General features: G+C 61.6%; 25 protein-coding genes and 3 pseudogenes. 7 read left to right on the top strand and 21 right to left on the bottom strand.

What is annotated here, in order from left to right:
• The 10 genes from JCM21793_RS30835 to JCM21793_RS02855 all read right to left on the bottom strand — a co-directional run.
• Positions 1–132 (bottom strand): acyl-CoA thioesterase/BAAT N-terminal domain-containing protein (locus tag JCM21793_RS30835; RefSeq protein ID WP_280113471.1); only part of this gene is annotated, 132 nt, incomplete at its 3' end.
• Positions 133–176: 44 nt separating this feature from the next.
• Positions 177–377, bottom strand: a complete 201-nt coding sequence (locus JCM21793_RS30830) for an acyl-CoA thioesterase/BAAT N-terminal domain-containing protein (protein WP_025029400.1) — start codon at positions 375–377, stop codon at positions 177–179.
• Between the two features lie 61 nt (positions 378–438).
• Entirely contained in the window at positions 439–1,350 is a 912-nt protein-coding gene (locus tag JCM21793_RS02890) for an Ldh family oxidoreductase (protein WP_025029399.1), read from the bottom strand.
• Complete coding sequence (locus tag JCM21793_RS02885; protein ID WP_025029398.1) at positions 1,347–2,066, bottom strand: GntR family transcriptional regulator; 720 nt, start codon at positions 2,064–2,066, stop codon at positions 1,347–1,349. The genes JCM21793_RS02890 and JCM21793_RS02885 overlap by 4 nt, the downstream gene beginning before the upstream one ends.
• 21 nt (positions 2,067–2,087) lie before the next feature.
• Complete coding sequence (locus JCM21793_RS30000) at positions 2,088–2,441, bottom strand: ABC transporter permease (RefSeq protein WP_244439641.1); 354 nt, start codon at positions 2,439–2,441, stop codon at positions 2,088–2,090.
• Positions 2,441–2,902 (bottom strand): ABC transporter permease, encoded by a 462-nt coding sequence (locus JCM21793_RS29995; RefSeq protein ID WP_244439640.1) that lies wholly within the window; start codon positions 2,900–2,902, stop codon positions 2,441–2,443. Before JCM21793_RS29995 ends, JCM21793_RS30000 begins: the two co-directional genes overlap by 1 nt.
• A 1-nt stretch (position 2,903) precedes the next feature.
• Positions 2,904–3,710 carry an ABC transporter ATP-binding protein gene (locus tag JCM21793_RS02875; RefSeq protein WP_244439639.1) on the bottom strand — a complete coding sequence of 269 codons (807 nt, stop codon included), beginning with the start codon at positions 3,708–3,710 and terminating at the stop codon, positions 2,904–2,906.
• On the bottom strand, positions 3,707–4,726 hold the full coding sequence (locus tag JCM21793_RS02870; RefSeq protein WP_007007349.1) for an ABC transporter substrate-binding protein: 1,020 nt from the start codon (positions 4,724–4,726) through the stop codon (positions 3,707–3,709). Before JCM21793_RS02870 ends, JCM21793_RS02875 begins: the two co-directional genes overlap by 4 nt.
• Positions 4,727–5,023: 297 nt before the next feature.
• Positions 5,024–5,218 carry a hypothetical protein gene (locus JCM21793_RS02860; protein ID WP_025029395.1) on the bottom strand — a complete coding sequence of 65 codons (195 nt, stop codon included), beginning with the start codon at positions 5,216–5,218 and terminating at the stop codon, positions 5,024–5,026.
• Positions 5,219–5,239: 21 nt separating this feature from the next.
• Positions 5,240–6,244, bottom strand: a complete 1,005-nt coding sequence (locus JCM21793_RS02855) for a class I SAM-dependent methyltransferase (RefSeq protein WP_081784621.1) — start codon at positions 6,242–6,244, stop codon at positions 5,240–5,242.
• A 298-nt stretch (positions 6,245–6,542) separates the two neighbouring features.
• Between JCM21793_RS02855 and JCM21793_RS02850 the strand changes: the two genes are divergently transcribed.
• From JCM21793_RS02850 to JCM21793_RS23815, 4 genes and pseudogenes are all read left to right on the top strand, one after another.
• The gene (locus JCM21793_RS02850; RefSeq protein ID WP_025029393.1) at positions 6,543–8,522 is read left to right on the top strand and encodes a putative bifunctional diguanylate cyclase/phosphodiesterase; all 1,980 of its coding nucleotides are present in this window, start codon (positions 6,543–6,545) and stop codon (positions 8,520–8,522) included.
• Between the two features lie 597 nt (positions 8,523–9,119).
• Positions 9,120–10,103 carry a serine hydrolase gene (locus JCM21793_RS28085; RefSeq protein ID WP_162175206.1) on the top strand — a complete coding sequence of 328 codons (984 nt, stop codon included), beginning with the start codon at positions 9,120–9,122 and terminating at the stop codon, positions 10,101–10,103.
• Between the two features lie 27 nt (positions 10,104–10,130).
• Entirely contained in the window at positions 10,131–10,295 is a 165-nt protein-coding gene (locus JCM21793_RS29095; RefSeq protein ID WP_155983364.1) for a hypothetical protein, read from the top strand.
• 248 nt (positions 10,296–10,543) lie between these two features.
• A pseudogene (locus JCM21793_RS23815) lies at positions 10,544–11,226 on the top strand (DeoR/GlpR family DNA-binding transcription regulator).
• A gap of 32 nt (positions 11,227–11,258) precedes the next feature.
• On the opposite strand, the gene JCM21793_RS23810 reads toward JCM21793_RS23815, so the two are convergent.
• The 11 genes and pseudogenes from JCM21793_RS23810 to JCM21793_RS02785 form a co-directional block, all read right to left on the bottom strand.
• Positions 11,259–12,329 (bottom strand): ABC transporter ATP-binding protein, encoded by a 1,071-nt coding sequence (locus tag JCM21793_RS23810; RefSeq protein ID WP_244439637.1) that lies wholly within the window; start codon positions 12,327–12,329, stop codon positions 11,259–11,261.
• A gap of 2 nt (positions 12,330–12,331) precedes the next feature.
• Positions 12,332–13,117 (bottom strand): ABC transporter permease, encoded by a 786-nt coding sequence (locus JCM21793_RS02825; RefSeq protein ID WP_007010292.1) that lies wholly within the window; start codon positions 13,115–13,117, stop codon positions 12,332–12,334.
• 104 nt (positions 13,118–13,221) lie between these two features.
• Entirely contained in the window at positions 13,222–14,040 is an 819-nt protein-coding gene (locus JCM21793_RS23805) for an ABC transporter permease (RefSeq protein WP_244439636.1), read from the bottom strand.
• Positions 14,041–14,214: 174 nt separating this feature from the next.
• Positions 14,215–15,324: an ABC transporter substrate-binding protein gene (locus tag JCM21793_RS02815; protein WP_025029392.1), complete on the bottom strand. Its 1,110-nt coding sequence runs from the start codon at positions 15,322–15,324 to the stop codon at positions 14,215–14,217.
• A gap of 89 nt (positions 15,325–15,413) precedes the next feature.
• Positions 15,414–16,505 carry an NAD/NADP octopine/nopaline dehydrogenase family protein gene (locus JCM21793_RS02810; protein ID WP_025029391.1) on the bottom strand — a complete coding sequence of 364 codons (1,092 nt, stop codon included), beginning with the start codon at positions 16,503–16,505 and terminating at the stop codon, positions 15,414–15,416.
• A 41-nt stretch (positions 16,506–16,546) separates the two neighbouring features.
• A pseudogene (locus JCM21793_RS23800) lies at positions 16,547–17,121 on the bottom strand (peroxidase-related enzyme).
• Positions 17,118–17,624: a CMD domain-containing protein gene (locus tag JCM21793_RS02800; protein ID WP_025029390.1), complete on the bottom strand. Its 507-nt coding sequence runs from the start codon at positions 17,622–17,624 to the stop codon at positions 17,118–17,120. The pseudogene JCM21793_RS23800 and the gene JCM21793_RS02800 overlap by 4 nt, the downstream one beginning before the upstream one ends.
• A gap of 8 nt (positions 17,625–17,632) precedes the next feature.
• Positions 17,633–19,143 (bottom strand): annotated as a pseudogene (locus JCM21793_RS23795) (NAD(P)-binding domain-containing protein).
• Positions 19,140–19,802, bottom strand: coding sequence for a LysR substrate-binding domain-containing protein (locus JCM21793_RS23790; protein WP_244439642.1), 663 nt, complete (start codon positions 19,800–19,802; stop codon positions 19,140–19,142). Before JCM21793_RS23790 ends, JCM21793_RS23795 begins: the two are co-directional and overlap by 4 nt.
• 98 nt (positions 19,803–19,900) lie before the next feature.
• Positions 19,901–20,116 carry a LysR family transcriptional regulator gene (locus JCM21793_RS29990; protein ID WP_007010301.1) on the bottom strand — a complete coding sequence of 72 codons (216 nt, stop codon included), beginning with the start codon at positions 20,114–20,116 and terminating at the stop codon, positions 19,901–19,903.
• 112 nt (positions 20,117–20,228) lie between these two features.
• On the bottom strand, positions 20,229–21,569 hold the full coding sequence (locus JCM21793_RS02785; protein ID WP_025029389.1) for a sodium-dependent transporter: 1,341 nt from the start codon (positions 21,567–21,569) through the stop codon (positions 20,229–20,231).
• Positions 21,570–22,101: 532 nt separating this feature from the next.
• Between JCM21793_RS02785 and scpB the strand changes: the two genes are divergently transcribed.
• From scpB to JCM21793_RS02765, 3 genes are all read left to right on the top strand, one after another.
• Entirely contained in the window at positions 22,102–22,764 is a 663-nt protein-coding gene (scpB, locus tag JCM21793_RS02775; protein ID WP_025029387.1) for an SMC-Scp complex subunit ScpB, read from the top strand.
• 169 nt (positions 22,765–22,933) lie between these two features.
• A complete protein-coding gene (locus JCM21793_RS02770) occupies positions 22,934–24,154 on the top strand; it encodes an ROK family transcriptional regulator (protein ID WP_036539403.1) in 1,221 nt (406 codons plus the stop codon).
• Positions 24,151–25,410: a M20 family metallopeptidase gene (locus JCM21793_RS02765; protein WP_025029385.1), complete on the top strand. Its 1,260-nt coding sequence runs from the start codon at positions 24,151–24,153 to the stop codon at positions 25,408–25,410. The genes JCM21793_RS02770 and JCM21793_RS02765 overlap by 4 nt, the downstream gene beginning before the upstream one ends.
• Positions 25,411–25,443: the final 33 nt, after the last annotated feature.

Below are 25,443 nucleotides of genomic sequence, written 5' to 3'. Positions count from 1 at the left end.
AAGCGCGCCCTGCGCCCTGACGCCGGCGGCGGTTTCCGCCGTCAGCTCGGTCTTTAGCGGCTGCATGACGTCGTCCGGAAAAAGCTCCTGACTGTTGCTGTCGACCGGCTTCTGGCTCCAGATGAGACCCATGGGGGAAACCTCCGCATAGTCGCCGCCAACGGGCGCATCGCGCGTCAGATCAACGACGCGTCGGCATCGGCCATGAATGTCGCTTGGCTGTACCAGACAACGCCGCCGGCCCGCACCGTCCGCGCGGAAATCGCGACGAGCTCGTCGGGCGCGAGGCCCGAAACGACAATGCGGCGTGGCTCGTCGATCAGCCCGTCAGCGGGGGTGACGGAAACAACGGGCGCGGAAGCAGGATTTGTCGTCATCTAAGGCACCATTTCTGCATAGGAGAACTTCAGCGGTTTGAGGAAGAGCGGTGCGGCATTGTCACTGCGCCCTGCCGGAAATGCGTGCGAGCTGTGCATCGAGACGTTTTGCGAAATCATCGTCCAGCGCGGCTTCGGGCGAGCGCGCGCCGCCGCGCGGCCAGTGGCCGCCACTTCCGGTCCAGTCGCTTTTGAGGGCTGCAAGCCGCGCCTGCCAGTCGATGCTGTCTCCGGCCGCTTCAGGATCGAAGGCAAGCAGGAACACGCCCCGGCCTTTCGGGTCGTCGCGGCCACCGCCGGCGACGCCGGCCAGAAGTTCGACCACAAGGCCGAGCAGGGAGCCGACCTGTCCGCCGCGCGGCAGAAGTGCGGCGACTTCGGAGGCGATGGTGGTTGGCTGTCCTTCGCTATTCAGCGCTATTCCCTCCGGCAGGGTGGCGCCGGTGCTGCGGGCGTTGCGGATGTCGGCCATGGTGGCTGTGCTCGTGGCCACGTCGATCACCACGCGGTCTGCGCCGGTGCCTATGGCGAGGGCAAATGGATTGGTGCCGATGACGGCGCGCGTGCCGCCATGGGCGGCGACGAAAGGCGGGCCTTCGGCCCCGGCGATCCCGACAAGGCCGGAATCGGCAAGATGGCGAACGAAGGGAGCAAGCCGCCCGAAGCCCCTGACGCCACGCAGAAAGACGGCGGCGATGCCCTTCGCCTGAGCGGCACCGGTGAGGTCCAGCGTGGCGCTCGCAACGGCAAGCGGTGCAAAGGAGGCCGAGCAGTCGAGCCAGCTCACGGCCTGCGGGGTTTCGGCAGCGCGAACGGGTGTGGTGTCGGCTGTCCACTCATCCAGCATGGCAATGCCAAAACGCGGGAGGTTGAGCGCGTCGGCTTCGATCAGTGCTGCGGCTGCAAGTTTCGCTGCCGGACTGTCGCCAAGCGCTGCCGACAGCCGCGCAACTGCGTCGGGAAATGCGATCATTCGTCCAGGCCCCGCGCTGCATTGCCGATCTGGACTTCGCCAGCGGATAGGTAACCGAGCGTCATCAGGCGTTCGATCAGGAACTCCCGGCTGTGTTTGATGTGGGCCGCTTCGATGGCGGCCGCCCGCTCGCCATCGCCGGCCTCGATGGCGTCGACAAGCGCTGTGTGCTCGTCCGAGTGCTCGCCGATCTTCACCGAGAAGTCGATTGCGAAGCGCAGAAGGCGCTCCAGTTCGTCGAACAGGGTTTCCGAGAGAGCGACAACGCGCTTGTTGCGGCTGCACCGTGCGATGGCGACATGGAAGCGCCGCGCCACCTGCTGCATGGCCCCGATGTCGAGCGGCGTGGCGTATTCGGCGACGATCTCGCGCAGCTCGGCGATGTCGGCGGGGGTGGCATAGCGCGCTGCCTGCCGTGCCGCGTGCGGGCCGATGGCCGCGCGCAGGTCAAGAATCTCATGCACGGCCTGAAACGTGATGGTGGCCACGCGATAGCCGCTGCGCGGCAGGATCGTCACCAGCCCGTCGGCGGCCAGCTTCTGCATGGCGTCACGCACCGGCGTTTTCGAGACGTCGTAGTCACGCGCAATGGAATTCGCATCGAGCGTGGTACCCGGTGCTATCTCGCAACGCACGATCTTCTGCCGGAGCGCAAGGTAGATGCGCTCCGAAACGGGTGTGTGGGCGTTGGGGGCCGGGCCGGTGTCGACGGTCATGAGCCTCTTGTCCTCAGCCGATCAGTTTTTCGCCCAGGCTACGAAATGCCGCTCCAGCGCCTCAAGGGCGAGGATGGTGAGATAGCCCATGACCGAGATCACGACGATGCCGACGAACATGCGCGAGACCGCAAAGGTCTGCCACGATGCCCAGATGAAGAAGCCGACGCCGCTGCGCGCACCGAGGAACTCGGCGGCCGCGATGATGATGTAGGATGAACCCGCGGCAAGCTTCAGTCCGGTGAAGATGCTTGGCAGCGCAGCCGGGAAGGCGATGCGCGTGAAGGTCTGGAACCGGCTCGCGCCTGCGTTCTTGGCAACATCCATGTAGATCTGCGGGGTCTGCAGGACACCGCCCATGGTGTTGTAGAACATCAGGAAGAAAACGCCGATGGCGATGACGACGAACTTGGAGGCGTCGCCGACGCGAAGATCAGCAGGATCAATGGGAGGATGGCGATCTTCGGCACAGGATAGAGCGCGGAGAAGATCGGACCGAGGAGGCGGCGAACAGGCCGGGAGAGGCCGAGGATGAGGCCGAGCGTGATGCCGGGAACCGCACCCATGACATAGCCCACACCCACGCGGCGCAGGGTTGCGCCGATATGCTCAAAGAGCTCCAGGCTCACAATCATGCGCCAGGCCGTTTCGGCGATGGCGCTGGGAGCCGGGAAGAAGCGGCGGTCGATCAGGTTGAATTGGCTCGACAACTCCCAGATCAAAAGGAGCAGAAGCGGGCTGAAATAGGACGCGAAGCGGAACAGCTTTTCGCGCCGTGCCGGTGCTTTGAGCCGACGCAGTTCGTCTTCAGTCAGTGTCGTGGTGGGAGTGCTCATCTCATGCCTCCGCAGGAGAGGCCAGCAAGCGCCAGACCTCGTAAGTCATGTCCCAGAAGCGCTTGTCGCGGCGCATCTCGACCACGTCGCGCGGGCGCTCGAAGGGAACCCGCATGTCGGCGACCAGCCTGCCGGGGCGTGGCGACATGACGAGAACGCGATCCGCCAGCGTCAGCGCTTCATCGACGCTGTGCGTGATGAAGACCACGGTCTTGCCGGTCGTCTCCCATATCCGCAACAATTCCTGCTGGAGGACCAGACGCGTCTGTTCATCGAGCGCGCCGAACGGCTCGTCCATCAGCAGAATGTCGCGGTCGTCGACAAGGGCGCGCGCCACGGAGACGCGTTGTTTCATGCCGCCGGAAAGCTGGTGGGGGAGGGCGCTGGCGAATTCTGTAAGGCCGGTCAGTGTCAGCATTTCGCGCACGCGTTCGGCCTGTTGTGAACGGGGCGTGCCTTTCAGGCTCAGCGGGAAAGCGATGTTCTGCGAAACGGTGAGCCAGGGCAGAACGGACGCTTCCTGGAAAACCATTGCCGGCGGTGTGGAGCTGTGAAGCTTCACCGTGCCGTTCAGCTCGTCCTCAAGGCCTGCGAGAATGCGCAGTACCGTTGTTTTGCCGCAGCCGCTGGGGCCGACAATGCAAACGAATTCGCCGCGTTCGACTTTAAAGCTGACATCGGAGACGGCCACGGTCACGCGGTCGTCCTGGCTGTCATAGAACGCCTTGGTAAGATGGTTGACCTCAATGGCCGCTCCGGCGGATTTCGCCGGAGCGGGAGGCAGTTTTTCCTGCGCGGCCTGCATCATTTCTTGCTTGCGAGTAGGTCGTTGGCACGCTGCAGCAGATCGCGGCGATAGACGCCGTCGATATCGGAAAGCCCTTCATATTCAAGTGCACCGCGCTGACGGAAGAACTCTTCCTGTTCACGCACGGACTCCATGTCGATGGCACCATCTTCGGAGCGAACCGTATAGGGGATGCCACGCAGGGCGTCTGGCTCGGTGCCGGTGTAGTTCGAGACGATTTCGAGAATCCTGTCGTCCTGCCAGCCGCCATTGTCGAGCTGGCGGGCAGCCTTGAGATAGGCTGCTACGAAGCGCACAACCGCGTCTTCGTTCTCTTCAACGAAATCCTGATTGAAGGCGATCAAACCAAGCTCTGTGCCAAAAGTGTGATCTTCGACCAGGCGGCGGCCCAGCCCCTGTTTTTCGAGCTGGTGAGCGAAAGGCTCGATGCTCCAGCCGGCTTCAAGGCCGCCATTTGCGAAGGCGGCAGCCGTTGCGGGCGGTGGCAGGTAAACCGCCTCGACATCTTCTATTGTCAGGCCGCCCTTCTCGAGTGCCTTTGCCACCGAATACATGCCGAAACCGCCGGGGCCGGGAATGCCGATGCGCTTGCCTTTCAGGTCGGCGACGGTGCGGATGCCTTCGTCCCACGCTTTCTGCGACACCATGAATGGCGAGGGGGAGGGAACCGTGTCGGGCATGCGTGCCATGGTGGCAATGATGGAGACGGTTGCGCCGCGGTCGAGCGCGTTGAAAAGGCTGGAAGCCCAGGTGGCGGCACCTGCTTCGATGTTGCCGGAGGCAAGCATCTGGATGGTTTCGGCCGTGTTGCCCTTGGGCGAAAGTGTCACGTCAACGCCAAACTCCTCGAAATAGCCGAGGTCCTCGGCGACGAAGAAGGGCGCATAGTCGGCGAAGGGCGAATAGAGGAACTCGATCTCCGGCAGGTCCTGGGCCCTGACCGGCAGGGCGGCTGCGGGCGTCAAAGCGGCAGCGAATGCGGCTGCCATAAGAACACGACGACTGACTGAGAGCATGCGTGAGACTCCTCCTTCTCCGCAAAAATTGTTTTCCGCGCCCGGACGATCTGCTTGCCGGTTACGAAGATTGGCGCCGGCTTGCATAAGCCGGGCCTGAGAAGAAAGCCTACAACTGATGTATCAGATGCGCAACTTGATATTTTAATTTTGTCGCGCCGGTTTGGCATTACCGATAGGGATCGGCTGCAGTGTCCCGTTATGCCGCCCGCGCCATCACATATGAAATGCCTGCGGTTTCGGTCTGTCGCAGGCAAAGAAATTGCGGGACCGAAGCCCCGCCTTTCAGAAGCCGGATCACGCCGTTTCAGGTTCCCGGATTTCCTCGACCCTGTATCCGCCATTGTGCACGCAGATCAACGATACCGGCTGCAGTGGCACCATGGTTTCGCGCGTGTAGATGATCTCGCCGCCGAATGGGCAGACCTCATTGCGAGAGGTCCCGTGGCCACCAAGCCGAAGTTGGGTGGCCAGCCAGGTCTGGCTTTTCACGTGAGAGGATGAGGCTGTCGCTCAGGCCGTATGCTTGCGGATGACACCGTAGACGATGTTGCGATTGCTGCCGTAGAACACCTCGGTCTCGGCATGGTTCCTGTCAATCGCGCGGTCGATTATGTCCTGCATGTCCTTGTCCGAGCGCAGGATCAGCGGCCAGTCCATGAAGGTTTCCATGTAGCCATCGGTGGTGATCTCGTCGCTGAAATTGGCGAACAGGAATTCTCCGCCCGGCTTGACCAGTTCCATGGCGCGTTGCGTGAGGCGGATTGCGACTGCACGCGGCAGATAGTCGTAAAGCCCCGACGCATAGACGAGATCGAACGTGCCGAGACTGTAGGAGCGGCGCAGGATGCCTTTCACGGAACCGTCAATGGCCTCCACACCAGTGCCGGCCAGGTCCCGGTTGACCGTTCCCACACTGATCGGGTCCTGATCCAGCCCGATCCAGCGCTTCAGCTTCTTTCCGGCCAGGGCCGTCGAGAGTTCCGCTTCGCGCAGGTGACCGCATGCGATTGCAAGAACTTCCGCATTCTCCACACGCTCTGCGGTGGCATCCACCGTGCGCGCAAGAATGTCGCGCCGCTCGCGTCCGGCGACCGAACTCGCTGCTTCGCTGGTGTAAGCGTAGATTTCACGGCCGAGTTCCGTGGAAGAAGCCACGATCTCGTCGGCGCTTGGATGCTTGTAATAGATGTCGAGCAGGCTGGCATCGCCGGAATAACCGCGCGGCTTGTCGAAGGACCAGCGCGTGAAGGGATCCTGCTTCAGAAACTCTGAAACCGGATGCTCCTGAGCCAGGGGAATGAGCTGTTGCCATACGACAGGCGAAGCCTGGTTGCGGAGATCGTGCAGACGGGCCGCCAGACGGTCGACAATGTCCGCTGCCGGTGTGCCCGATTCGAAGCCCTGGCGCGCCAGATCGAGAACCAGCGCAAGCTGGGCAACCTTCTCCTTTAACTCCGTGGAATCGGCTACATCCGACGTGGTCGTATGCTTCTTGACGAGCTGAGATGTGATCAAACTCTGCTCATCAAGCTTCAGGTGAGAGGCTTGTGCCACTGGTCCGTCCCCATTGATTTGCACACTTTCACTATACCCACACAGACCGGGATGCGAAAGAATTTAATCAATTTCGACTAAAAGTTATCCGGGTTCAGGACCTCGATAAGCCGGGTAAAGAGACGGATGATCGTGTCATCATTTACGCACTATTAATATAAAATACCCTTTCCCGCGGCGCTCCGGCGGGGGAATGGGGAAGTTAAGACATCCTAACCGATTCCCGTGTACTGAGGGTCTGTTGCAAAGGAAGGTCACGATGCAACTATCCGCGGATATCGCACGAAAGGTTGTAGAAGCGCTTTCGAGCCCTCGTACGGGTCTTGCAGATCCGAAACTGCTCCGGCTGCTTTTTCAGCATGACGCTGCCCAGCAACGCCTGGTCGTTCGCTGGGGCATGTGGGCTGCCGTGCTCAGTTATATGGCCTATGGGGTCTTCGACTGGTTCCTGTTTCCCGACATCGCGGATCAGCTGGTGTTTGCCCGGTGCGCGATCGGCATTTCCTTTCTTGCGGTGATCGAGTTTGGTGTGCGCCGCGGCGCATCCCTTGCCGTGATGCATCTGGTGGCTGCCGCAGCCATTGTCGTCGGTGCTGTCGGGTGGTTGCTTCTGGCGCTTGAAACCTCACATCAGCAGGCGCTTTCGCACTTTGTGGCGTTCGGTATCGTCTTTGTGCTTGGCGCAAATCTGTTCTTCAATTTCCGCTTCATGCTGTCCGCGATCTCGTCGACGGTCATCGCCGTCGTCTTCATCGCTGCGACGCTGTACACGCTACAGATCGGCCTGACTGCGCGGATCGTCATTGCCGCGCTCTTCGTCAACTGCCTTGTCTTTTCACTTTACCTGTCGTGGCGACTGGGGGTGGAGCGCTACTGGACGTTTCTTGAAGCGCTGCAGGCAAAATCTCAGGCCCATGCTGCCGTCAAGAAGGGCGACGAGCTCCACAGGATCGCTCACACCGATCCCCTCACGGGATTGCGCAATCGCCGTGCGATCACAAGCGCTTTCGCCGAGCTTCATGAATCGTGTGTTCGGGACGGGAAGGAGCTCGGCGTCGTGCTGATCGACGTGGATCACTTCAAGCGCTTTAACGACCGGCTGGGCCATCAGGCCGGTGACGATTGCCTGATACGGGTTGCCCAGACGCTGGAGGCGGCGGCGGATGCGAACGAAGCAATCGTCGGGCGTTATGGCGGCGAGGAGTTTCTGGTGTTGCGCCGCGTCTCCGGGTCGGACGAACTGCGTGAACTGGCGCAGGAGTTCTGCCGTGTGGTTGAGGAACTGGAAATCTACCATCCAGACCGGGGTGACGGTATCGACATTGTGACGATCAGTGCTGGTGCATCGCAGACGCTGGAAGATGGGGCCTCCGAGTTGCAGGAGGTTCTGCAGGAAGCTGACCGGGCACTTTATATCTCGAAGTTTACCGGCCGCTCCAGAGTGACGGTTTACGATCCGCAGATCGTCGACGCCGACCATTCGAATGAAAGCCTCGCCGGCCTGTTGGCGCACGCCATTGAAAGGCAGTGCATTTCAGTGGTCTACCAGCCGATCGTGCAACTGGGAACCGGCGAGGTTCTTGGCTATGAGGCGCTGATGCGGCTCAAGGGCAGCAATGGGCGGCTGGTGAAACCCGATGTGTTCATTCCGGTGGCAGAGCAGAACGGCGCGATCGTCGAACTGGGCGCATGGGTTTTCGAACAGGCCTGTGCGGACGTGGCGCGCTACAAGCTTACCGGGATTGTTGCCGTCAACATATCCGCCGTTCAGCTCAAGGCTCCAGGATTTGCGCTTCGCGTTGCCGAGATGCTGGCCCGTCACGGACTGGCGCCAAGACAGTTTGCGCTCGAACTCTCCGAACGGGGCGACATCCTGGGACAGTCGCAGGCCGCTCAGGCAGTGGAGCAGCTTCGGAGCCTCGGTGTGCAGATCTGGCTCGATGACTTCGGGACCGGTTACGCCGGGATCGACTGCCTGCGCCGCTTCGACCTCGATATTGTCAAGATCGACCGAAGCTTTCTGCCTGAACGCCAGTGCGCGCAGGATGTCCGCATGCTCGAGGGCATGATCCAGCTTCTGCGCAGTCTTGGCCGTACCGTTCTCGTTGAAGGCGTCGAGACGGAAGAGCAGAAGGCGCTTCTTGAAGAACTCGATGTCGACCTCATTCAGGGCTTTCTTATCGGCCGTCCTCAGCCGGTCGGTGAAATCGTGGGGATCGAAAACTCTGAAGTCGCCTGAGCGGTGGCGCGCCGAACGACAATCCTCATTGACATGGCTTCTCGAAGGAGGCACCGCACGGCATCGAAGCTGCGATGAACAGCGCCAGCGGATGGGGACGGGGAATGTCGAGACGCGATTGGCTGGCTGCTGAAGCAGCCGCGCATGAAAAGCTCAAAAGCTGGACCAGTGACGGGCCAGGGGGTGTGGTTCTCGGCATGGAAAGAGGCATGCCACGCCTGATCGCGGTAGCGGGTCATTGCGGGGCAGGGCGCGGGCCGCTGGGGCCCGACAGCGTCTTTCGCTGGGCGTCCGTGACCAAGCATGTTTTCGCAACCTGTCTACTGGAGTCCGAGGCGTTTAGCTCGACATGCCTCTGGGCGAGGCGCTGTGCGAGCTTGCAGCCGCGCCCGCGGCGGTGACGGTCGGACAGGCGCTGGCCATGCAGGGCGGTTTGCCGGATCCTCGCGAATGTCTGACGCTGCTGGGCGTCGGCGCGCATGAGCGCACCGAGGCGGATGCGCTCTATACGTGGATGGCCGGTTTTGACTGGCTCAACGCCGCGCCGGGGTCGGAGGTCGCTTATTCGAATGGCGCTATCGCCTGCTGGAAATGGCGTTGGCACGACGGGGTTTTGTCTTCTCGGAGATGGTCGCGGCCCATGCGGCGCGGCTCGGGATCGGAATGCGGGCTTCGGAGTTCTGGACCGATCCCGTGCCGGGGCTGGTGCCCGGGCACGTGCCCGAGGCCGGTGGCTGGTCCGAAGGAATTCAGGGCATGCATCTTTCGGCAGCCGGCTCACTTTCCGGGTCTGCCATGGATCTCGCCCGCTGGCTCGCGGACCTGATGCCGCGCGCGATTTTCGACCGGATAGCCCGGCCGCTGCCGCTCGGCTCGGGAGAGGCAACCGGCTACGGGCTTGGAATAAGCCTGACGCGCATCGGCAATATGGCGGTGCCGGGACATGGCGGGGCGCAGGCCGGTTACCGTGCCGGGTTCCTGTGCGATCGCGAGCGGGAGATCGCGCTGATGGTTCTCACCAACCGTGACGATGGCGATGCGACCGGGCTCGCAGCGCATGTGTGGGCAGCGCTTTGCGGTGTGTCGCCCGGCGTTTTGCCGAAGCCTGCAGGGGAATGGGCACCGCCGGGTCTCTATGCGGCTGCAGAGGGGGAGCTCTGGGCGGAGGTGCGGCCAGGATCGATCGTGGTCCGCGATGCAGAGGAGATGTTGTTTGAGGGGGATGACGGCTGGTTCGTCTCCAACGCAGCTCAGTCGCGCATGCGCCTGCGGTATGAGGATGGTGCACTGACCGGAGAGCTCTTTCATCGTCCAGTCAGGCTGTTGCCTGTGGCAGCCGATGACGAAGCGCCGGACCTCGACGGCGACTGGATGTGCGATGGCGCGCATCTGCAGATCAGGGGGCGGACGCTGCATTGGGGACGCGGCCCATTGCGCCAGACGGTGACATTGATGCCACTGGGCAGTGGGCGGTGGCTCTTTTCGGCCGGTGGTCGGCGCATTTGTCTTTGCCGCCTCACGCGTGATCGCATCAAACTGTCACTTGCGCGGGCGCGTGGTGTTGAATATCGGCGGGTATAGTGTTCCGGAACGAAGAGAGGGAGACGAATGCACAACATCATTCTGATGGGCATCATCGTTCTTGTCTCGGCAGCCGCCGTGATTCAGGGCGACACCTACATTCTCGGTATCAACACCCATCTTGTAACGCTGTTCTTCACCTCAATGCTGTTGGCACGAGCCATCATGCTCAGGTGCAGAGACGACGACTGATTTTCCTTGCTGCGGACACGGGGCTGCAGACACGGGTTTTCTCGAATTGATGAGCATGAGCTCCGGAGCAGTTGCTGGCATCAATATTGATCATTTCGTTTCAATATGATGGTATTCCATCAAAACTTATGAACCTTTGAAGTGCGGTGCCTACTGTTGCGACCATCGCTTCCGGCCACACAACAGGCTGGCGCTTCGTGGGCCTGGAGAAGCATTTGGCGAGACCTTCCGGACGAGAAGCGCGGATCATGGCGCTCAAGAAACTCTGTGCTTCGGGAAAGATACTGCACATCGCTGAGGCTGCGCGGGAACTCGGCACTTCGGAGATAACCATTCGCCGCGATCTGGGGAATGGTGAAAACGGGCTCTTGTGCCTGGGCGGCTACATCATGTCGGCCAATGAGAACGGCGAACGCTATTCGCTGTCGCACGCGCAGGGCACGAACACACAGGCCAAAACGCAGGTGGCACGCCGGGCGGCAGCTCTGGTCGAACCGGAAGACACGATCTTCGTGGACTGCGGGTCGACGCTGCAATATCTCGCTGCGAGCCTTCCGCACAACGCGAATGTCACGGTGGTGACGCAGGCGATGAACATCGCCGAAATGGTCTCCCGGCTGGATGGCGTGACCCTAATCCTGCTGGCCGGCATCTATCATCCGAGAGCGGAAGCTTTAGCTCCGACACCGCGCTTGGCATGCTGCAGGAAATCAACATCACCAAAGGCTTCTTCTCCGCCGCCGGAATCCATGAAAGCGAAGGTGTGACCTGCTTTCACTTTCATGAAGTTGCCGTCAAACGCGCGGCGATGGCGCGGTCGCAGCGGAGATTTCTTGTTTCCGATGCCTCCAAATGGGGAAAGCTGCGCCCGGCAACTTTCGCCCAGTTGGATGAGTTCGAGACATGGATCGGGAAGCCCGAAACCGAGTGAAAAGGCTCGACGAAACTAGTCGCGCAGGACTGTCAAACGTTCCGGCTCCCAGCTAATCCAGAGCTGATCATTGGCAATTTCGGCAGCATTGCCAGCGTCCATATAGCGCGGATGATGCTGTCTTCGCGCTCGCCGACACGGATGTCCAGCGAGGTGCGACTGCCTTTGAAGAGCTTGCTGATCACCTTGCCCTCGACGGCATTCTGATTTGCCGGCTTTTTGTTGTGGCAGGTCACGTTTTCCAGCCTTAGCGAGGCAGTGACGTTGTCGCCGGCGGCGGGACGGTGACCATGGCCCGAACCACGGACGGAAAGGCCGTTCCAGTCGAGAACGACCGCGTTCTCCTCCACGCCGCGCACGGTGCCGTTGATCAGGTTCGTTTCGCCGATGAACTCGGCGACGAAACGGCTTTCGGGACGGAAGTAGAGATCTTCAGGCGTGCCGGACTGCTCGACGCGGCCGGCATTCATGACGACGATGCGGTCGGACATGGTCAGCGCTTCTTCCTGGTCGTGGGTGACGAAGAAGAAGGTTTTGCCCGTGCGCTTCTGGATATCCTTGAGCTCGATCTGAACCTGACCGCGCAGCTTGGCATCGAGCGCGCCGAGTGGCTCGTCCAACAGCAGGAGTTTCGGGTCCGGGGCAAGCGCGCGGGCAAGCGCGACGCGCTGGCGCTGGCCACCGGAAAGCTGGTCGGGCGTGCGGTCGCGGAAGCCGGAAAGCTGCAGGAAGTCGAGCAGTTCAGCCATGCGCCGCTCGATCTCGGGCCGTGACTTGCCCTTGAGTTCGAGCCCGAAGGACACGTTCTGGCCCACGGTCATGTGCGGGAAGAGCGCATAGTCCTGAAACACCATGTTGACGTCGCGCCGGTTGGGGGGCTGGCTTGTCACATCGACGCCATCGAGCACGATCCGGCCCTCGGAGGGGTTTTCGAACCCGCCCAGCATGCGCAGGGTCGTCGACTTGCCGCAGCCGGAGGGGCCGAGGAAGGTCACGAATTCGCCGGCCATGATTTTCATGTCCAGTTGATCCACCGCGACGACATTGCCGAAGCGTTTGGTGACGTTGTCGATATGGACGATGGTGTCCTTTTCGCCGGTCATGGTCAGGAACCTTTGTTCAGGCGCCGCATGGAACGCTCGGCCCATAGGCCGAGGATCGCGGTCATGATGAGAACGATAGTGGAAATGGCGTTGATCTCGGGCGACATGCCCGACCGCAGTTTGGCGAAGATCAGCACCGGAAGCGTCGGCTGGTAGCCGCCGAGGAAGAAGGCGCGCACAAAGTCGTCAAAGGACAGGAGCATGCAGAAGATGCCGGCTCCGATCAGCGCGGGCTTCAGATAGGGCAGCGTGACGCGGAAGAAGGCGACGATGCTGTCGGCCCCCAGATCGCGCGCGGCCTCGATATGGCTTTTCGGCTGGGTCGAAAGGCGGGCCATCACCACCAGAGCCACGAAGGGCACATTGTGCACCGTGTGGCCGAGAATGATGGCGAACATGCCCGGCTCGATGTCGATCAGGCGGGCGAAGATGCGCAGCGCGATCGCCGAAATGATGCCGGGGATGACCGCTGGCAGGCAGGCGAGCGCAAAGATGATCGCCTTCCCGCGAAACTGGTTCGGACCGAGAAAGACGGCCACCCATGTGCCGATGATCAGCGACAGGATCGTGGTCGCAATGGCGATGGTCATCGAATAGCCGAAGACCGACAGGACCTGCGTGTCCTGTATGACGGCGGCGTACCAGTCGAGTGTCCAGGAGCGGATCGGGAAACCGATGAACTTCGAATCCTTGAAGCCCATAGTGACCATGAGCGCCAGCGGCACAAAGAGATAGACGATGAAGGCCCAGTAGATGACCGACATCAGAATGCGTGTGTTACGGGTCATCGCATCATCCCCTTTCCGTCACGGCCCATCAGCTTGAGGAAAAGGCCGGTTACGCCGAGCGTCGCGATCAGCATGATCGAGGAGAAGGCCGCGCCCATGGGCCACTAATCGCCGGCGACGTGGAAGAAGCCGGCAATGGTTTCCGCAAAGACGGTCGAGCGTGGCCCGCCCAGAAGGACGGGCGTCGCGTAATAGCCGGTGGAAATCAGGAAGACGAGGGTGCAGCCCGAGGCGATGCCTTCTTTGGAAAGCGGCAGCGTGATGCGGCGGAAGCGCGTCCACGCACCCGCACCGAGATCGGCTGCGGCTTCGAGATAATTGTCTGGCAGCTTTTCCAGCGCCGAGTAGAGCGGCAGAAGCATGTAAAGCGCGGTCAGATAGATAATGCCGACACCGAGCGAGAAGCCCGTATACATGAACGGTATGGGTCGATCGATGAGCCCGAGCGACTTGAGCGCCAGATTGACCGCGCCGTTGTTGCCGAGCAGGATCATGATCGCGTAGGTGCGCACGATCTCGCCCACCCAGAACGGAATGAGCAGGAGCAGCAGGAACAGAAGCTGGTTCTTGCGGCTTACATGCTTGGCCAGAAAATAGGCCACCGGATAGGTGATGAGCAGCGTGATCGCGGTGAAGATGAACGAGAAGGCCAGCGTGCGGAAGAACGGGATGATGAACACCCGGTCCTGAAAGAACGCTGCCCAGTTTGCGAGCGTGAACTGCGGCTCATGACCCACTTTCGGCGGATAGGAGTCCAGAAATCCGATCCAGAACATCTCGACGATGGGGCCGAGGTTGGCAAAGAATATCCAGAAGAGCGGCAGGCTCGCCAGAATCCAGAACTGGCGGCGCTGCGACTTGAACAGCGTGTTGGCGACGGCCTGATAAGCGCCGTTCTGCAGCAGTGCTCCCCAAAAGGTCATCCTGCCATCCGGCGCGGTCGACTTTCGAAGGTCTGCCCTGTCGGTATCTGCGTGGGCCATTGAGACGGTTGCTCGTATTTTTCATTGCGCGCTGTCCGGGGTGTGATGAACCCGGCGGCACGACGAAGGTTTAAGACCTGCCGGGCGAGGGTTGCCCGCCCGGCGTTTTGGCCATCAGGCGGCCTTGATCTGCTCCACTGCCGGGTCGATGAGCTTGTATTTCATGTCGTTGGCCTCGGCGCGGAAGAACTGCAGACCGGCCAGTTCCTCTTCCGTGAAGGACGATGCCTTTTTCTCGATGTCCGAGAGATACTGGTCAGCGCCCTTGTAGGTGGAGATGAAGCCCGACGACTGGGTCATCTTGGCACCCACTTCAGGGTTGGCCAGCAGCGCATCGAGAAGCGCATAGGCATTGTCGGAATTGGGAGCGTTGTTGGCGACGTTCAGCGTGTAGACAAAGCCATAGGTGCCTTCCTTCGGAATGGTCATGTCGACCGGGAAGCCATCGGTGATGAGCTTGGCGATCGGGCCGTTCCAGGCGTGAGCCAGGACGATGTCCTGATTGATGAACATCTGCTGCACTTCTGCGCCTGCGTCGTAATATTTGCGCACGAGCGGCTTCTTCTCGATCAGGAAGTCGCGCGCTTCCGCAACGACCGCCGCAGCCTTCTCCGGATCGTCCATATAGGCGACCATGTTGCCATCATAGCCCTTGTAGAGCATCACGACGGACATCATGTCCTGAATGGTGTAGGCCGTCTGGCCGCTGTACTTGTCCGAGAAGAGAACGTCCCAGCTCTTCACTTCGTCTTCGCTGACGACTTCGGTGTTGTAGGCAAGGATTTCGGCACCCGAAAGGATCGGCGCGCCCCATTTGTTGCCGTTGATCGTGGCCCAGTCGCTTTCTGAATAGATCGGATTGATGTTGCCCCAGTTCTTGAGGCGATCCGTATCGAGCGGAGCCAAAAGATCGGAAGAGATGAACTGAAGGAAACGGTGCCCGGCGACCGTGACAATGTCGGCAGTCGGGTTCGGTGCTTCGGCGGCGAGCAGGTTGAACTGCTTGCCCTGATCGTCCACGAGGCGGATCTGGATCTCGATGCCCGTGTCCTTCTCGAACTCGGCCTTGAAATCATCGGGAATGAAGTTGGCGTAGGTCCACACATTGACGACGCCAGAGGCGCGCGCGGCAGTGGAACGGAGATAGGCGGGAGCAGCGACAAGGGCGGCGCCGGCGGCGCTGCTCTTGATGAATTGCCTGCGGTTGGTGATGAATTTGGTCATCGTTCTAACCCTCTTTCGGTTGTTGTCTGTTCGTCGCGTTCTGCGCAGTTCTGTCGGAGCTCTTTACGGCTCCTGTTGTCGCCCTGTTTTTATGCGGGTACCGTTTGTGCGCGATAGCCCTCACGACACAGGGTCTTCAGGTCATCGAGCGTCATGCTGTCCAGTGCTAAAGCGCCCAGAAGTTCGTTCTCGGCAAAGAAATTGCGCCCGTACATGGCCGAGAAAATCTCCACACCGGACCGGTGCAGACTGGCGTCACATTCGGTCATTTCGCCCAGCTTCACCGTCATCAGCAGGCCGTAGGGCACGTCTTCGGTGACGTAGCGGCTGTCTGCCGTGGCAGGACCGGTGCCGCCGCGGCCTTCCTCATGCATTTTCTGGTTCATGGCCGAGACGGTGTCCTGCGGCACATGGAACGACAGATGGAAATGTTCGAATATGGTGCGTACCGAAAGGCCAAGCGCTTCTGCGATGGCCAGCCGCTCACGGTCGAGCGCTTCGAGAAGCCGCCCCACATTGGGTGTGACGTTGAAACCCTGGCTCCAGGTTTCGCCATGCTCCATGCGGGTCATGTTGCAAAGGGCGATGCCCATATGGTTTTGCGGGTTCAGATTGCTGAGTGCAATGGCAAGCAGTCCGTCGCGCTCCACGAAACGGTCGCCGAAAAGACGCTGGCAAAGCGCCAGTCCTTCGCTGGCCCGGCTTTCAGGAACCGTGCAGAGATCGATCTTGCTGCGCACGGTGTTGACGCTGGCCTCCACCAGGCTCGGCTGGCGGCCTGTGGTGGCGGTGGTGCCCCATGCGACGATGGGGACGGTGATGCCGCGCGCGGCCAGAAGCTTGGACAGGTAGAGCGCGCCGAAGGAGGCGTGCGAGGAAATGATCACCGCCTGATCGGAGCGGATATGGGGGGCGATCGCATCGAAGACGTGCTTGTGGCCGTAGCCGGGCAGGGCAATCAGGATCACGTCTGCATCGGCGACGAGCGCCTCGGCCGACTGCGCAACGCCCGGATGGAACGTGCCTTCGACAGCACCGGTGGCAATCAGGGGTTCGCCCGCTGCCAGTCTCTTTGTGCGTTCGCCCGAGGGCGACCAGAGAACCGGGCTGTGGCCCGACTGCTCAAGAAAGGCCGCGGCGCCGAAGGCGATGGCTCCGGCCCCGGCGATGCCCACACGCAGATTGTTTTCCACTTTACTCAAAACATCAGCCCCAAAAGTTTCTACTCGACCACCGGATCGCCCAGCGTGTGCATCAGCCGGTTTGCCCAGCCGAACAGCGATGCGGACAGAATGAGATCGAGAATCTCGTCGTCCTTGAGCCCCGCATCGCGCAGCGCCTGCATGTCTTCTTCTGTCGCCTCGCTCGGCGCTTTGGACAGCTTTGCCGCAAACAGGAAGATCGCCTTCTGGCGTTCGTCAAGCTCGGCCTTCTCGCCGTCGGCGAAGATGGCTCCATCACCTGCTCGTCCTTGGTGAGCTGGTTGTACCGGCTTGCGTGGACGGCAGCGCAATAGACGCAGCGATTGACCACCGAGGCACCAACGGCGCTCAGCTCGCGCTCTGCCCGGCCCATGCCGCCACGATTATACATGATCGCGTTGAAAAGCGGGGTGCGGACTTTCAGCGTCTCGACATCATTGGCGAGCACCAGCACATAGTCGGAGACCTTCGTGTTGGAAGGCGTGACTTTCAGCGCATCGAGCTGTTCGGGTGTGGCCTCATCCAGCTTGATGGGCTGAACGCGCGGGCGCCAGGTCGGGATGCTGGTGGTGAACTCGTGGATGATGGTGCTCATGCTGTCGCCTTCATCAGCTTGAGGCCGGCGATCACGCGGATCTGATAGGCCAGGAATGCGTTCAGTTCGGAAAGCCGGACAATGTCGGCATCGGAAATGCCGGCGCTCCTTAGGGCTTCGATGTCTTCCGGTGCCGTGTCACGTGGATGCGCGGAAACGAGGTCGGTGTAGGCGAGAAGCGCGGCCCGGCGGGCGTTTCCTTCGCCGTCATGAGCCGGATCGGCCATGGATGAGACGGCTTCGTCAGCGCCTGCTTCTTCGAGCAGTGCCATGTAGTGCGCGGCAAGAGCCTCGTCTTCGTTGAGCCGGGCGACGCGTGCGGCGAGTGCGGCGCGTTCTCCATGGGAGAGGCCACCCGCATCACCGGGTTTCAGGGCGGCATCATGGGTTGCCTGCGTCATGGCCATGATGTCGGCACGACCTTCGAGCGCTTCGCGGACGGAGCCGCTCGCGTCGATCCCGGCCTGTGTGATGACGATGTCGTTGGGCGAAAGGTCGCTCATGAGGGTGTTCAGCCTCCAGTCTGATAGGTCGGTTCGCGCGCGCCCATGGCGGCACAGTCTTCCAGCTCGGTTTCGGTCCATTCGTCGCCGAGCAGTTCGGGTTTGTCGTAGTCGAGCATCGCCTGCCAATGGGTCTCGACGTCTTCGCCATAGAGCGTGGCCGCGATGGAATAAGCGAGCCAGCGGGCGCCGTCGCTGATGCCGGGAATGTCGCCGGAAACCTTGCCGAGGCTCGCGGATGCGCCGTAGTTGAAACAGTAAATGTTCGACAGCCACGGGGCGGCACCGGGCGTGCGCTCGCGGAACGAGAAGTCGGCGTTCAGATAGGGGAAGTTGGCCAGCTCGCGGCTTTCCTCGCCTGCCGGCGGTGTATAGCGGTCGCGCCAAAGCAGGATCTCGCCAGCAGCATCGCCGAGCTCGGCGCGGGCCAGGGGGTCGACGGTGAAACCGGTGCCGAGGATGAGATAGTCGGTGCGAACGGTCTTTCCGGCGGTGGTTTCGATGACAACCTCGTCGCCGTCGTTCCAGACGCGGGCTATGCCCTGTCCGAAATGGAAGAAGGCGTTTTCATGCCGGCTGACGCGCATGGTCGAGCCGCGCGGCGAGGGCGTCTGCGTACTGAAGGAATACTGCATGAAACGCCAGCGCCATTCGTCCGGCAGCGCGGCATAGCCCGAGGTGAAACCGAAGGAGCCGATGCCCATCATCTTGTTGATGGTGGGCATTTCGCGGCGGCGGATGAGGTGGCGCACTTCCTTGGCGCCGGCTTCCAGCGCTTCGGCCGAATTGTCGACCGCCGAGGCGCCGACGCCGATTACGACGACGCGCTTGTCCTTGAGCGAAGGGAAATCGATGTTTTCGGAGGAGTGGGCCCAGAGATGTTTCGGCAGGCCGGAAACGAAATCTGGAATGTTGGGGTGACCGGTGCCGTCGCGGCCCGTGGCCATGACGAATTTGCGGGTGAGGACGGAGCTTTCCTTCGCGCCTGCGCCGCGCAGCTCGAGCCGCAGGAATTCATCCTCCGGCGTGACACTGGTGACCTCCACCTCGTTCTCGACGGGAAGATCGAGAACGTTGCGGTACCAGATGAGATACTCCATCCACATGGGACGGGGGATCTTGTCGAGCCGTTCCCAGGCGTCCGCACCATGCTGCGCCTCGTACCATGCGCGGAAGGTCAGCGCGCCCATCCCAAAGGCCGGGCCGGGCAGGGTCTTCGGCGAACGCAGTGTCTCCATGCGGGCGTAGGTCAGCCACGGGCCTTCGAGCCTTCCGGGTTTCGGTCGAAGATGCGCATGTTGCGGATGCCGCTGGTGCGAAGCGCAAAGCTTGCGACGAGGCCGCACATGCCGCCGCCGATGACCACCACATCATTCACCGTCTCGCCCTTTTCGGTCCGCCGCTCGGGCACCCAGTTGGGAGACGGAAGGTTGAGACAGTCGAGATCGAAGCGGATGCGCTTTGCCAGAGCATCCAGACTGTTCGCGGCGCCGGGCGTGGTGTGGGGCTGACTGGTCATTCTGATCCTCGGTGGGGGACCGGACTGTCTGAAGCATGCCGGTCTATGGTCTGCGCACTGCGTGCGGGGTCGAGTATCTGCAGGTCGGGAATGAGACGGAGCGCTTCGGCTTCGACGGCTTCGATCATCTGGGTGACGAGAGGGCGAAGGGGGCGTGATGACGCGGTGACGGCGCCCCAGTAAAACGGGACGGCAACATCGATCGGCCGTATCACCACACCGGGCAGTTGGACACCGTATGCGCTGACCGGGTCGATGATGGAAACGACGCCGGTTTTCTGCACAAGACGGAGTGCGGAATAGGACACATTGGTGCGGATCAGCGGACCGGGTGTGACGCCGCGCGCTTCCATCGTCTGCGAAACCTGTCGCTGGAAGCGGCCCGGATCGAGCATGGTCACGAACCGTCGCCCGGCGAAGGCCGAAAGCGGCACCACGTCATAGTCGGCAAGCGGATCGCCTTCGGGCAGGGCGGCAACGTCGTTGGCGCAATAAAGGCGCACGACCTCGAGACCGGGCACATCCAGCGGCATGCTGGAAAAGCCGAGTTCGGCACCGCCGGAGCCCACTTCCTGGGCAACCCGGTTGGGCAGATATTGTGCGATCTGGATTTCAGGCGGCAGTTTTTCGACGGCGAATTGGGAAAGCGCGGCGGGGATGACGCCGGTTGCGATGGCCGAAGTTGCGGCGACTTGAAGCGTGCGGCCCCGGCCGGTGGCAATGGCACGCGCGCGGGCTGCCAGTCCCGTCAGCGAGTTCAGGACACGGCGGGCTTCTTCTTCGAAGGCGATGCCTCATCGGACAGCATGACCCGCCTGCCGGCGCGCTGGAGAAGCGAAAAGCCGAGTTTTGCCTCAAGTTCCTGGATGGTGCGGGTGACGGAGGGCTGAGAACGTTCCAGCAGCACCGCCGCTTTGGTGATGCTCCCTGTTTCGGCAACAGCCAGAAAAGTCTGAAGGTCCCGCGTCTCCATCCTTTATATGCTATATGAATGATTTCAAATAATCTATCCAAAATTGACATATATCAATGCGCGCCCGAAAAATGCCGGCGCGTAGAGTGGCGGAGCCCTTCGTCCCCCGGCTTCAGATGAAGCCGAGGCCGTTGATGAGGATCAGCAGAATCGCCACGGGCGCGACATAGCGGATAATGAACCGCCATGCCCCGACCAGAGCCGGGGCCAGAGTGGAGCCGTCGACGAACTCTTCTTCGCCCCTGTGCTTCAGAACCCACCCCAGGAACAGGGCGACCAGCAGCCCGCCGAGCGGCAGCGTGATGTTGTTGGTGAGATAGTCCAGCGCATCGAAGAGCACTTTTCCACCGATGGTGAAGCCGGACATCACGCCGAGGCTGAGAGACGCGGGCACGGCAAGGGCAAAGGTGGCAATGCCGGCTGTGACGGCCACTTTCCTCCGGTTCGCGCTGCCCTCGTCCATGAAATAGGCGATGACCACCTCCAAAAGGGCGACCGCGCTTGTCAGCGCGGCGATGGCCAGCAGAAAGAAGAAAAGGGCGGCGAAAAGAAAGCCGAAGGGCATCTGCGCGAAGATCGATGGCAGGGTAATGAAGGTGAGGCCCGGCCCGGCGGTCGGGGCGGCACCGAAGGCAAAGACCGCCGGCAGGATTACCAGCCCCGACAGCACGGCGACGAGTGCGTCCAGAACCGTAACGGCGAGGGCCGAACCGGCAATGTCGTCATGGCGCTGCATGTAGGAGCCATAGGTGATCATCGCCCCCATGCCGAGCGAGAGGGAGAAGAAGGCCTGCCCAAGGGCAGCCAGCAGGGTCTCCCACGTCACTTTTGAGAAATCGGGCTCCAGAAAGAACGCGATGCCTTCGACGGCACCGTCCAGGGTGACCGAGCGCGCGACCAGGACCAGGAGAATGAAGAACAGCGCCGGCATGAGGATGCGCGCCGCACGCTCGATGCCGCTGGCGACGCCGCCAAGCGCGACAAAGACAGTGAGCCCGATGAAAAGTGCGGTGTATAAGACCGGTTCGAGCGGATCGGTGATGAAAGCATCGAACACGCCGCCGATGTCTTCCGCATTTGCAGTCAGCACCGAGCCGGTGATCGACTTGATCATGTAAGCGACGGTCCATCCGGCGATCACGCAGTAGAACGACAGGATCACGAATGCGGTGAGAATGCTCATATACCCGACAATCGGCCAGGCGCCGCCGGCGAGTTTTCTGAACGCACCTGCGGGATCGAGCTGCGTTGAGCGGCCGATGATCAGTTCCGCGACAAGAACCGAGACGCCAATCGAAAAGACGATGCCGAGATAGATCAGGAGAAACGCCCCGCCGCCGTTCTCCCCCGTGACATAGGGAAAGCGCCAGACATTGCCCAGGCCGACAGCCGAGCCGGCGGCAGCCAGAATGAACCCCATTCTCGAGGTCCAGTGTTCGCGTGTTCGATTCATGATTTCAAAAATCTGCTATCTGGAGGAAAAGTGTTTGCCCGAACGGAAATGACTCCGGTTTTCGTTCAGCCCGACCAGTTCGGGAGCCTCAAGGTTCCCTCTGGGGGGTGCCTCTGGGGGTTGCCTTTTGGGGATGCCTTTTGGGTGCATTCTGTGTCGCCGACCGGAGCCGGCGCGATGCAGTCCGGTGGCGTGTAGGATCATTCGCGCCGAACTGCAAAATCAATTTGGTCATCGCGCGGCAACATTTGATGATCCGAAAATGAACGGTTTTGCTTCATGCGCTTTCTGCCATCGCTGTCGCATTTGCGCTGCACACCGAAAACCTGTCGATGGGGCAGTGTTGCGGAAGCTCTTCCGTTGAAAGAGCCGGCAGGGTTCATCAAGGTGGAGACATGATTCGAGCTGCGCCACAACGAGCCAGAGGGTGGAACGGTCCGCCAGGTGGCAGCGCGATGTGCGCGGGATGTTTCCTTTGTCTGGCATCGGACGCCCGACAAGAAACAGTCGCCGCCGATACGGAATCTGAGAGATGAGCCCGCAAGCCAGCCGGCACAAGAGTGATGTGGATGCAGACAGTCCCCTGTTCGATCGGGAACTGGAGCATCTGCCGCCGGCCCTGCGCTGGCGCGAATGGATGGCGCGTGTGGAAGCGGTGATCTTCGCGGCGCCGGACCCGGTCAGCCGCGAGACACTGCTTCGGGTTGTGGGGCGCGACTGCAATCTCGATCTGATCATCGATGACATCCGCGCAGAACTTGCAGACCGGCCTTATGAACTGGTGCGTGTGGCGGGTGGCTGGCAGCACCGGACCCGTCCGTCCCTTGCCGAGGCGATACGAACGGCATTCGGCATTGTCGAGGCCGGGGAGAGCCTGAGCGATGCCGAGGCGCTGGTGCTGATGACCATTGGCTATTTCCAGCCGATCACGCGCGCCGAGCTGTCGAGGTTTTTTGCCCGCGAGATCTCGCGCGACGTGATCGGCAAGCTGCGCCGTTCCGGGTTCATCGCCTCCGGTCCGCGCAGCCCGCAGCCGGGCGCGCCCTATACCTATGTGACGACATCGGCCTTTCTTGGCCATTTCGGGTTTGAAACGCTTCGAGATCTTCCTGATTTCGAGAAGCTGGAGGATGCCGGCCTTCTGAACAAGGAGCGGCTCCTTGAAGACATCCCAGGCGCCATCGAGCGCTGGTAGAGTATCGATAATTTATTGAAATATAATAATTTTTGCGAATGCACTCCGAGTGCGCCCGCTGTTAGCCGGGTGACGTAACTCCAAACGCCGAGCACCAATCCGACGTGAGAGCGATTGACTGAAATGCGAAACGGTGTAATAAGTTCGGTAACAGAACGAACTAAAAGAAATGGCTGTGAACGAAGCTCCGCGCATCTCCCGTCAATTCTCTCTCTGCATGGTCATGGAGGCGATCGTTCATTGCGGTCCGATCTCCCGCGCAAGCATTGCCAAGCAGACAGGTCTTTCCAAGCAGACGATCTCCGAGATCGCCCGTCAGCTCGAGGAGGACGGGTGGATCCGGGAGACCGGGCGCACCCAGGGGCATGTGGGGCGAAGCGCCGTCACCTATGAGATCGTCCCGGACGCAGCCTGCATCGCCACCGTCGATCTTGGTGGCACCAAGGTGCGCGCGGCGATTGCCGATCTTTCCTGTCAGGTCCTGGCGGAAGTGACCGAACCGACGGATGCACGGGGCGGTGTTCATGTGATCAGCCAGATTGCCCGTCTTTGCCGCGAGGCTGCGGCGCACAACGATATCCCCTATGAGAGACTCCGCATGGCCGTTGTCGGTGTCCCGGGCGTGCCGGATCAGGAGCGCGGGCGCATTGTGATGTCACCCAATGTGACGGGTTTCGAGACGCTCGATGTGCGTGCGGCGCTCGCCGCTGAACTCGGGGTCGAGATCGTTCTGGAGAATGACGTCAACCTTGCCGCCATCGGTGAGCACTGGATTGGCAGTGTCGCCGGTGTGGACGATCTGGCCTACATCGCCATCGGAACGGGTATTGGCGCGGGGCTGATGGTCGGTGGCGACCTGGTGCGCGGCTTCGGCAACGCGGCGGGTGAGCTTGGCTTTCTGCCGTTTGGCACCGATCCGTTTGAAGCGGAATCGCTGAAGGTGGGTGCGCTGGAGCGGGTGACGGGAACCGTGGGCATCCGCCGGCGATATCGGGAGCTGTCCGGCCATGAACTCGACGTTCCGGGAATTTTCGATGCGCTTGGGGCGGGTGACGTCCACGCGCGTCAGGTTCTCGACGAAACGGCGCGTTATGTGGCGCGCGCCGTCGCCGCGATCTGCGCCATCACCAATCCCGGCAAGGTCGTGCTCGGAGGGTCCATAGGCAGCCGCAGAGAGCTGGTCGAGCGTGTGCGCGACCTGCTGCCGCTCTGCTTTCCGTCTCCGGTGGAGCTCGATGTTTCCGAGCTTGGGTCGCGTGTTGCGATTGTCGGTGGCGCGGCCGTGGGGCTCACACATCTTCATTCAACGCTCTTCGCAGGCGGTGTGCCGGGAGCCGAGATCAGCCTGCCTCCGGCGAAGGTGGTCAAGCTGGTGGAGGCGGCGCAATGACGGGCGACAGGAGCGTGCAGGACAGGCTGAAAAGCGCTCTCGATGCCGATTCCGCGCTGGACCTTCTCAAGGGCGCGATAGCGCGGGAGAGCGTGACCGGCAACGAGGCCAACTTCGTTTCCTTCCTTGAAACGCAGATGCGGAAACTCGGGCTCTCGCCGCAGAGTGCCGAATTCCTGCCGGGCCGTCCCAATGTCTGGGGCGAGCGCAAAGGGGCGGGCGGTGGTCCGCGGCTCCTTTTCATCGGGCATACCGATACGGTCCATGTGCGCGGCTGGGCCGAGCACTGGGAGGGCACCGAGCGCGAAAACCCGTTCTCCGGCGCTGTCATCGACGGTGAAATATGGGGCCGGGGTTCCGGCGATCTGAAGGCTGGTATCTCAGCCTCGCTTTGCGCGCTCAATCTGCTGGATCGAGCGGGACTGGCACTCAAGGGCGACGTCTCCTTCGCTTTCGTCGGTGACGAGGAGAGCGGGGAGCCCGGAACGGGTGTAAGTGCCGGCATCAAGGACCTGGCGCAGCGCTTCGAACGCGGCGAGATCGCAAAGCCGGATTTCGCGGTTTATGTCGAGCCGACGAAACTCTCCGTTTTTCCGGCCCAGATGGGTTTTTTCATTGCGGATGTCACGGTGACCGGAAAGTCGGCCTATTTCGGTGTTCCCGAAGAGGGCATCGACGCGCTCAGGGCCATGCACGGTGTTCTTGATGCGATCTGGCGCCACTCGGACGCGATTGCCGCAAGGGCCAGCCACCCGCTTGTCGGACGGGCCTTTGCCCTTGTGACCGGCATTGATGGCGGCGGCTACATAGCCGTGCCTGGCGAATGCCGCATTTCGCTCATTCGCAAGCTTTTGCCCGGTGAGGCGCTGGACGATGCGGTTGCCGAGCTTGAAAGCGTCGTCAACGAGGCGGTCTCCGGCACGGGCACGACCGTATCGATGGACTATCCGGCGGGGCGCGATCATCGCCATGGCGGATCGCCTGCCGAAGTCGATTCCGAACGCCAGGACATTCAGGCCCTGGCGGCAGCGATGAATAAAGCGCTGCCGGGCCGGGGCGCGATCACCGGGGCTCCCTACTGGTCGGAAGCGCCTTTCCTGATCGACCGGGTCGGTTGCCCGACCGTCTATTGCGCGCCGGGCGATATCTCCAACTGCCACACATTCGAAGAGCGCGTGAGCGTTGAGGAATATTTCGCGGGCATTGTCGGCTTCGCGAGCTTTATCGCCGGCTATTGCGGCATCGAAAACGCATAAGCGCCCGCAAGGGGCAAAGAGAAGGGGAAGAGG

It is taken from the genome of Nitratireductor aquibiodomus NL21 = JCM 21793, from assembly GCF_000615975.1.
Taxonomy (GTDB): Bacteria; Pseudomonadota; Alphaproteobacteria; order Rhizobiales; family Rhizobiaceae; genus Nitratireductor; species Nitratireductor aquibiodomus.
This window is presented reverse-complemented; position numbering and strand designations above follow the sequence as displayed.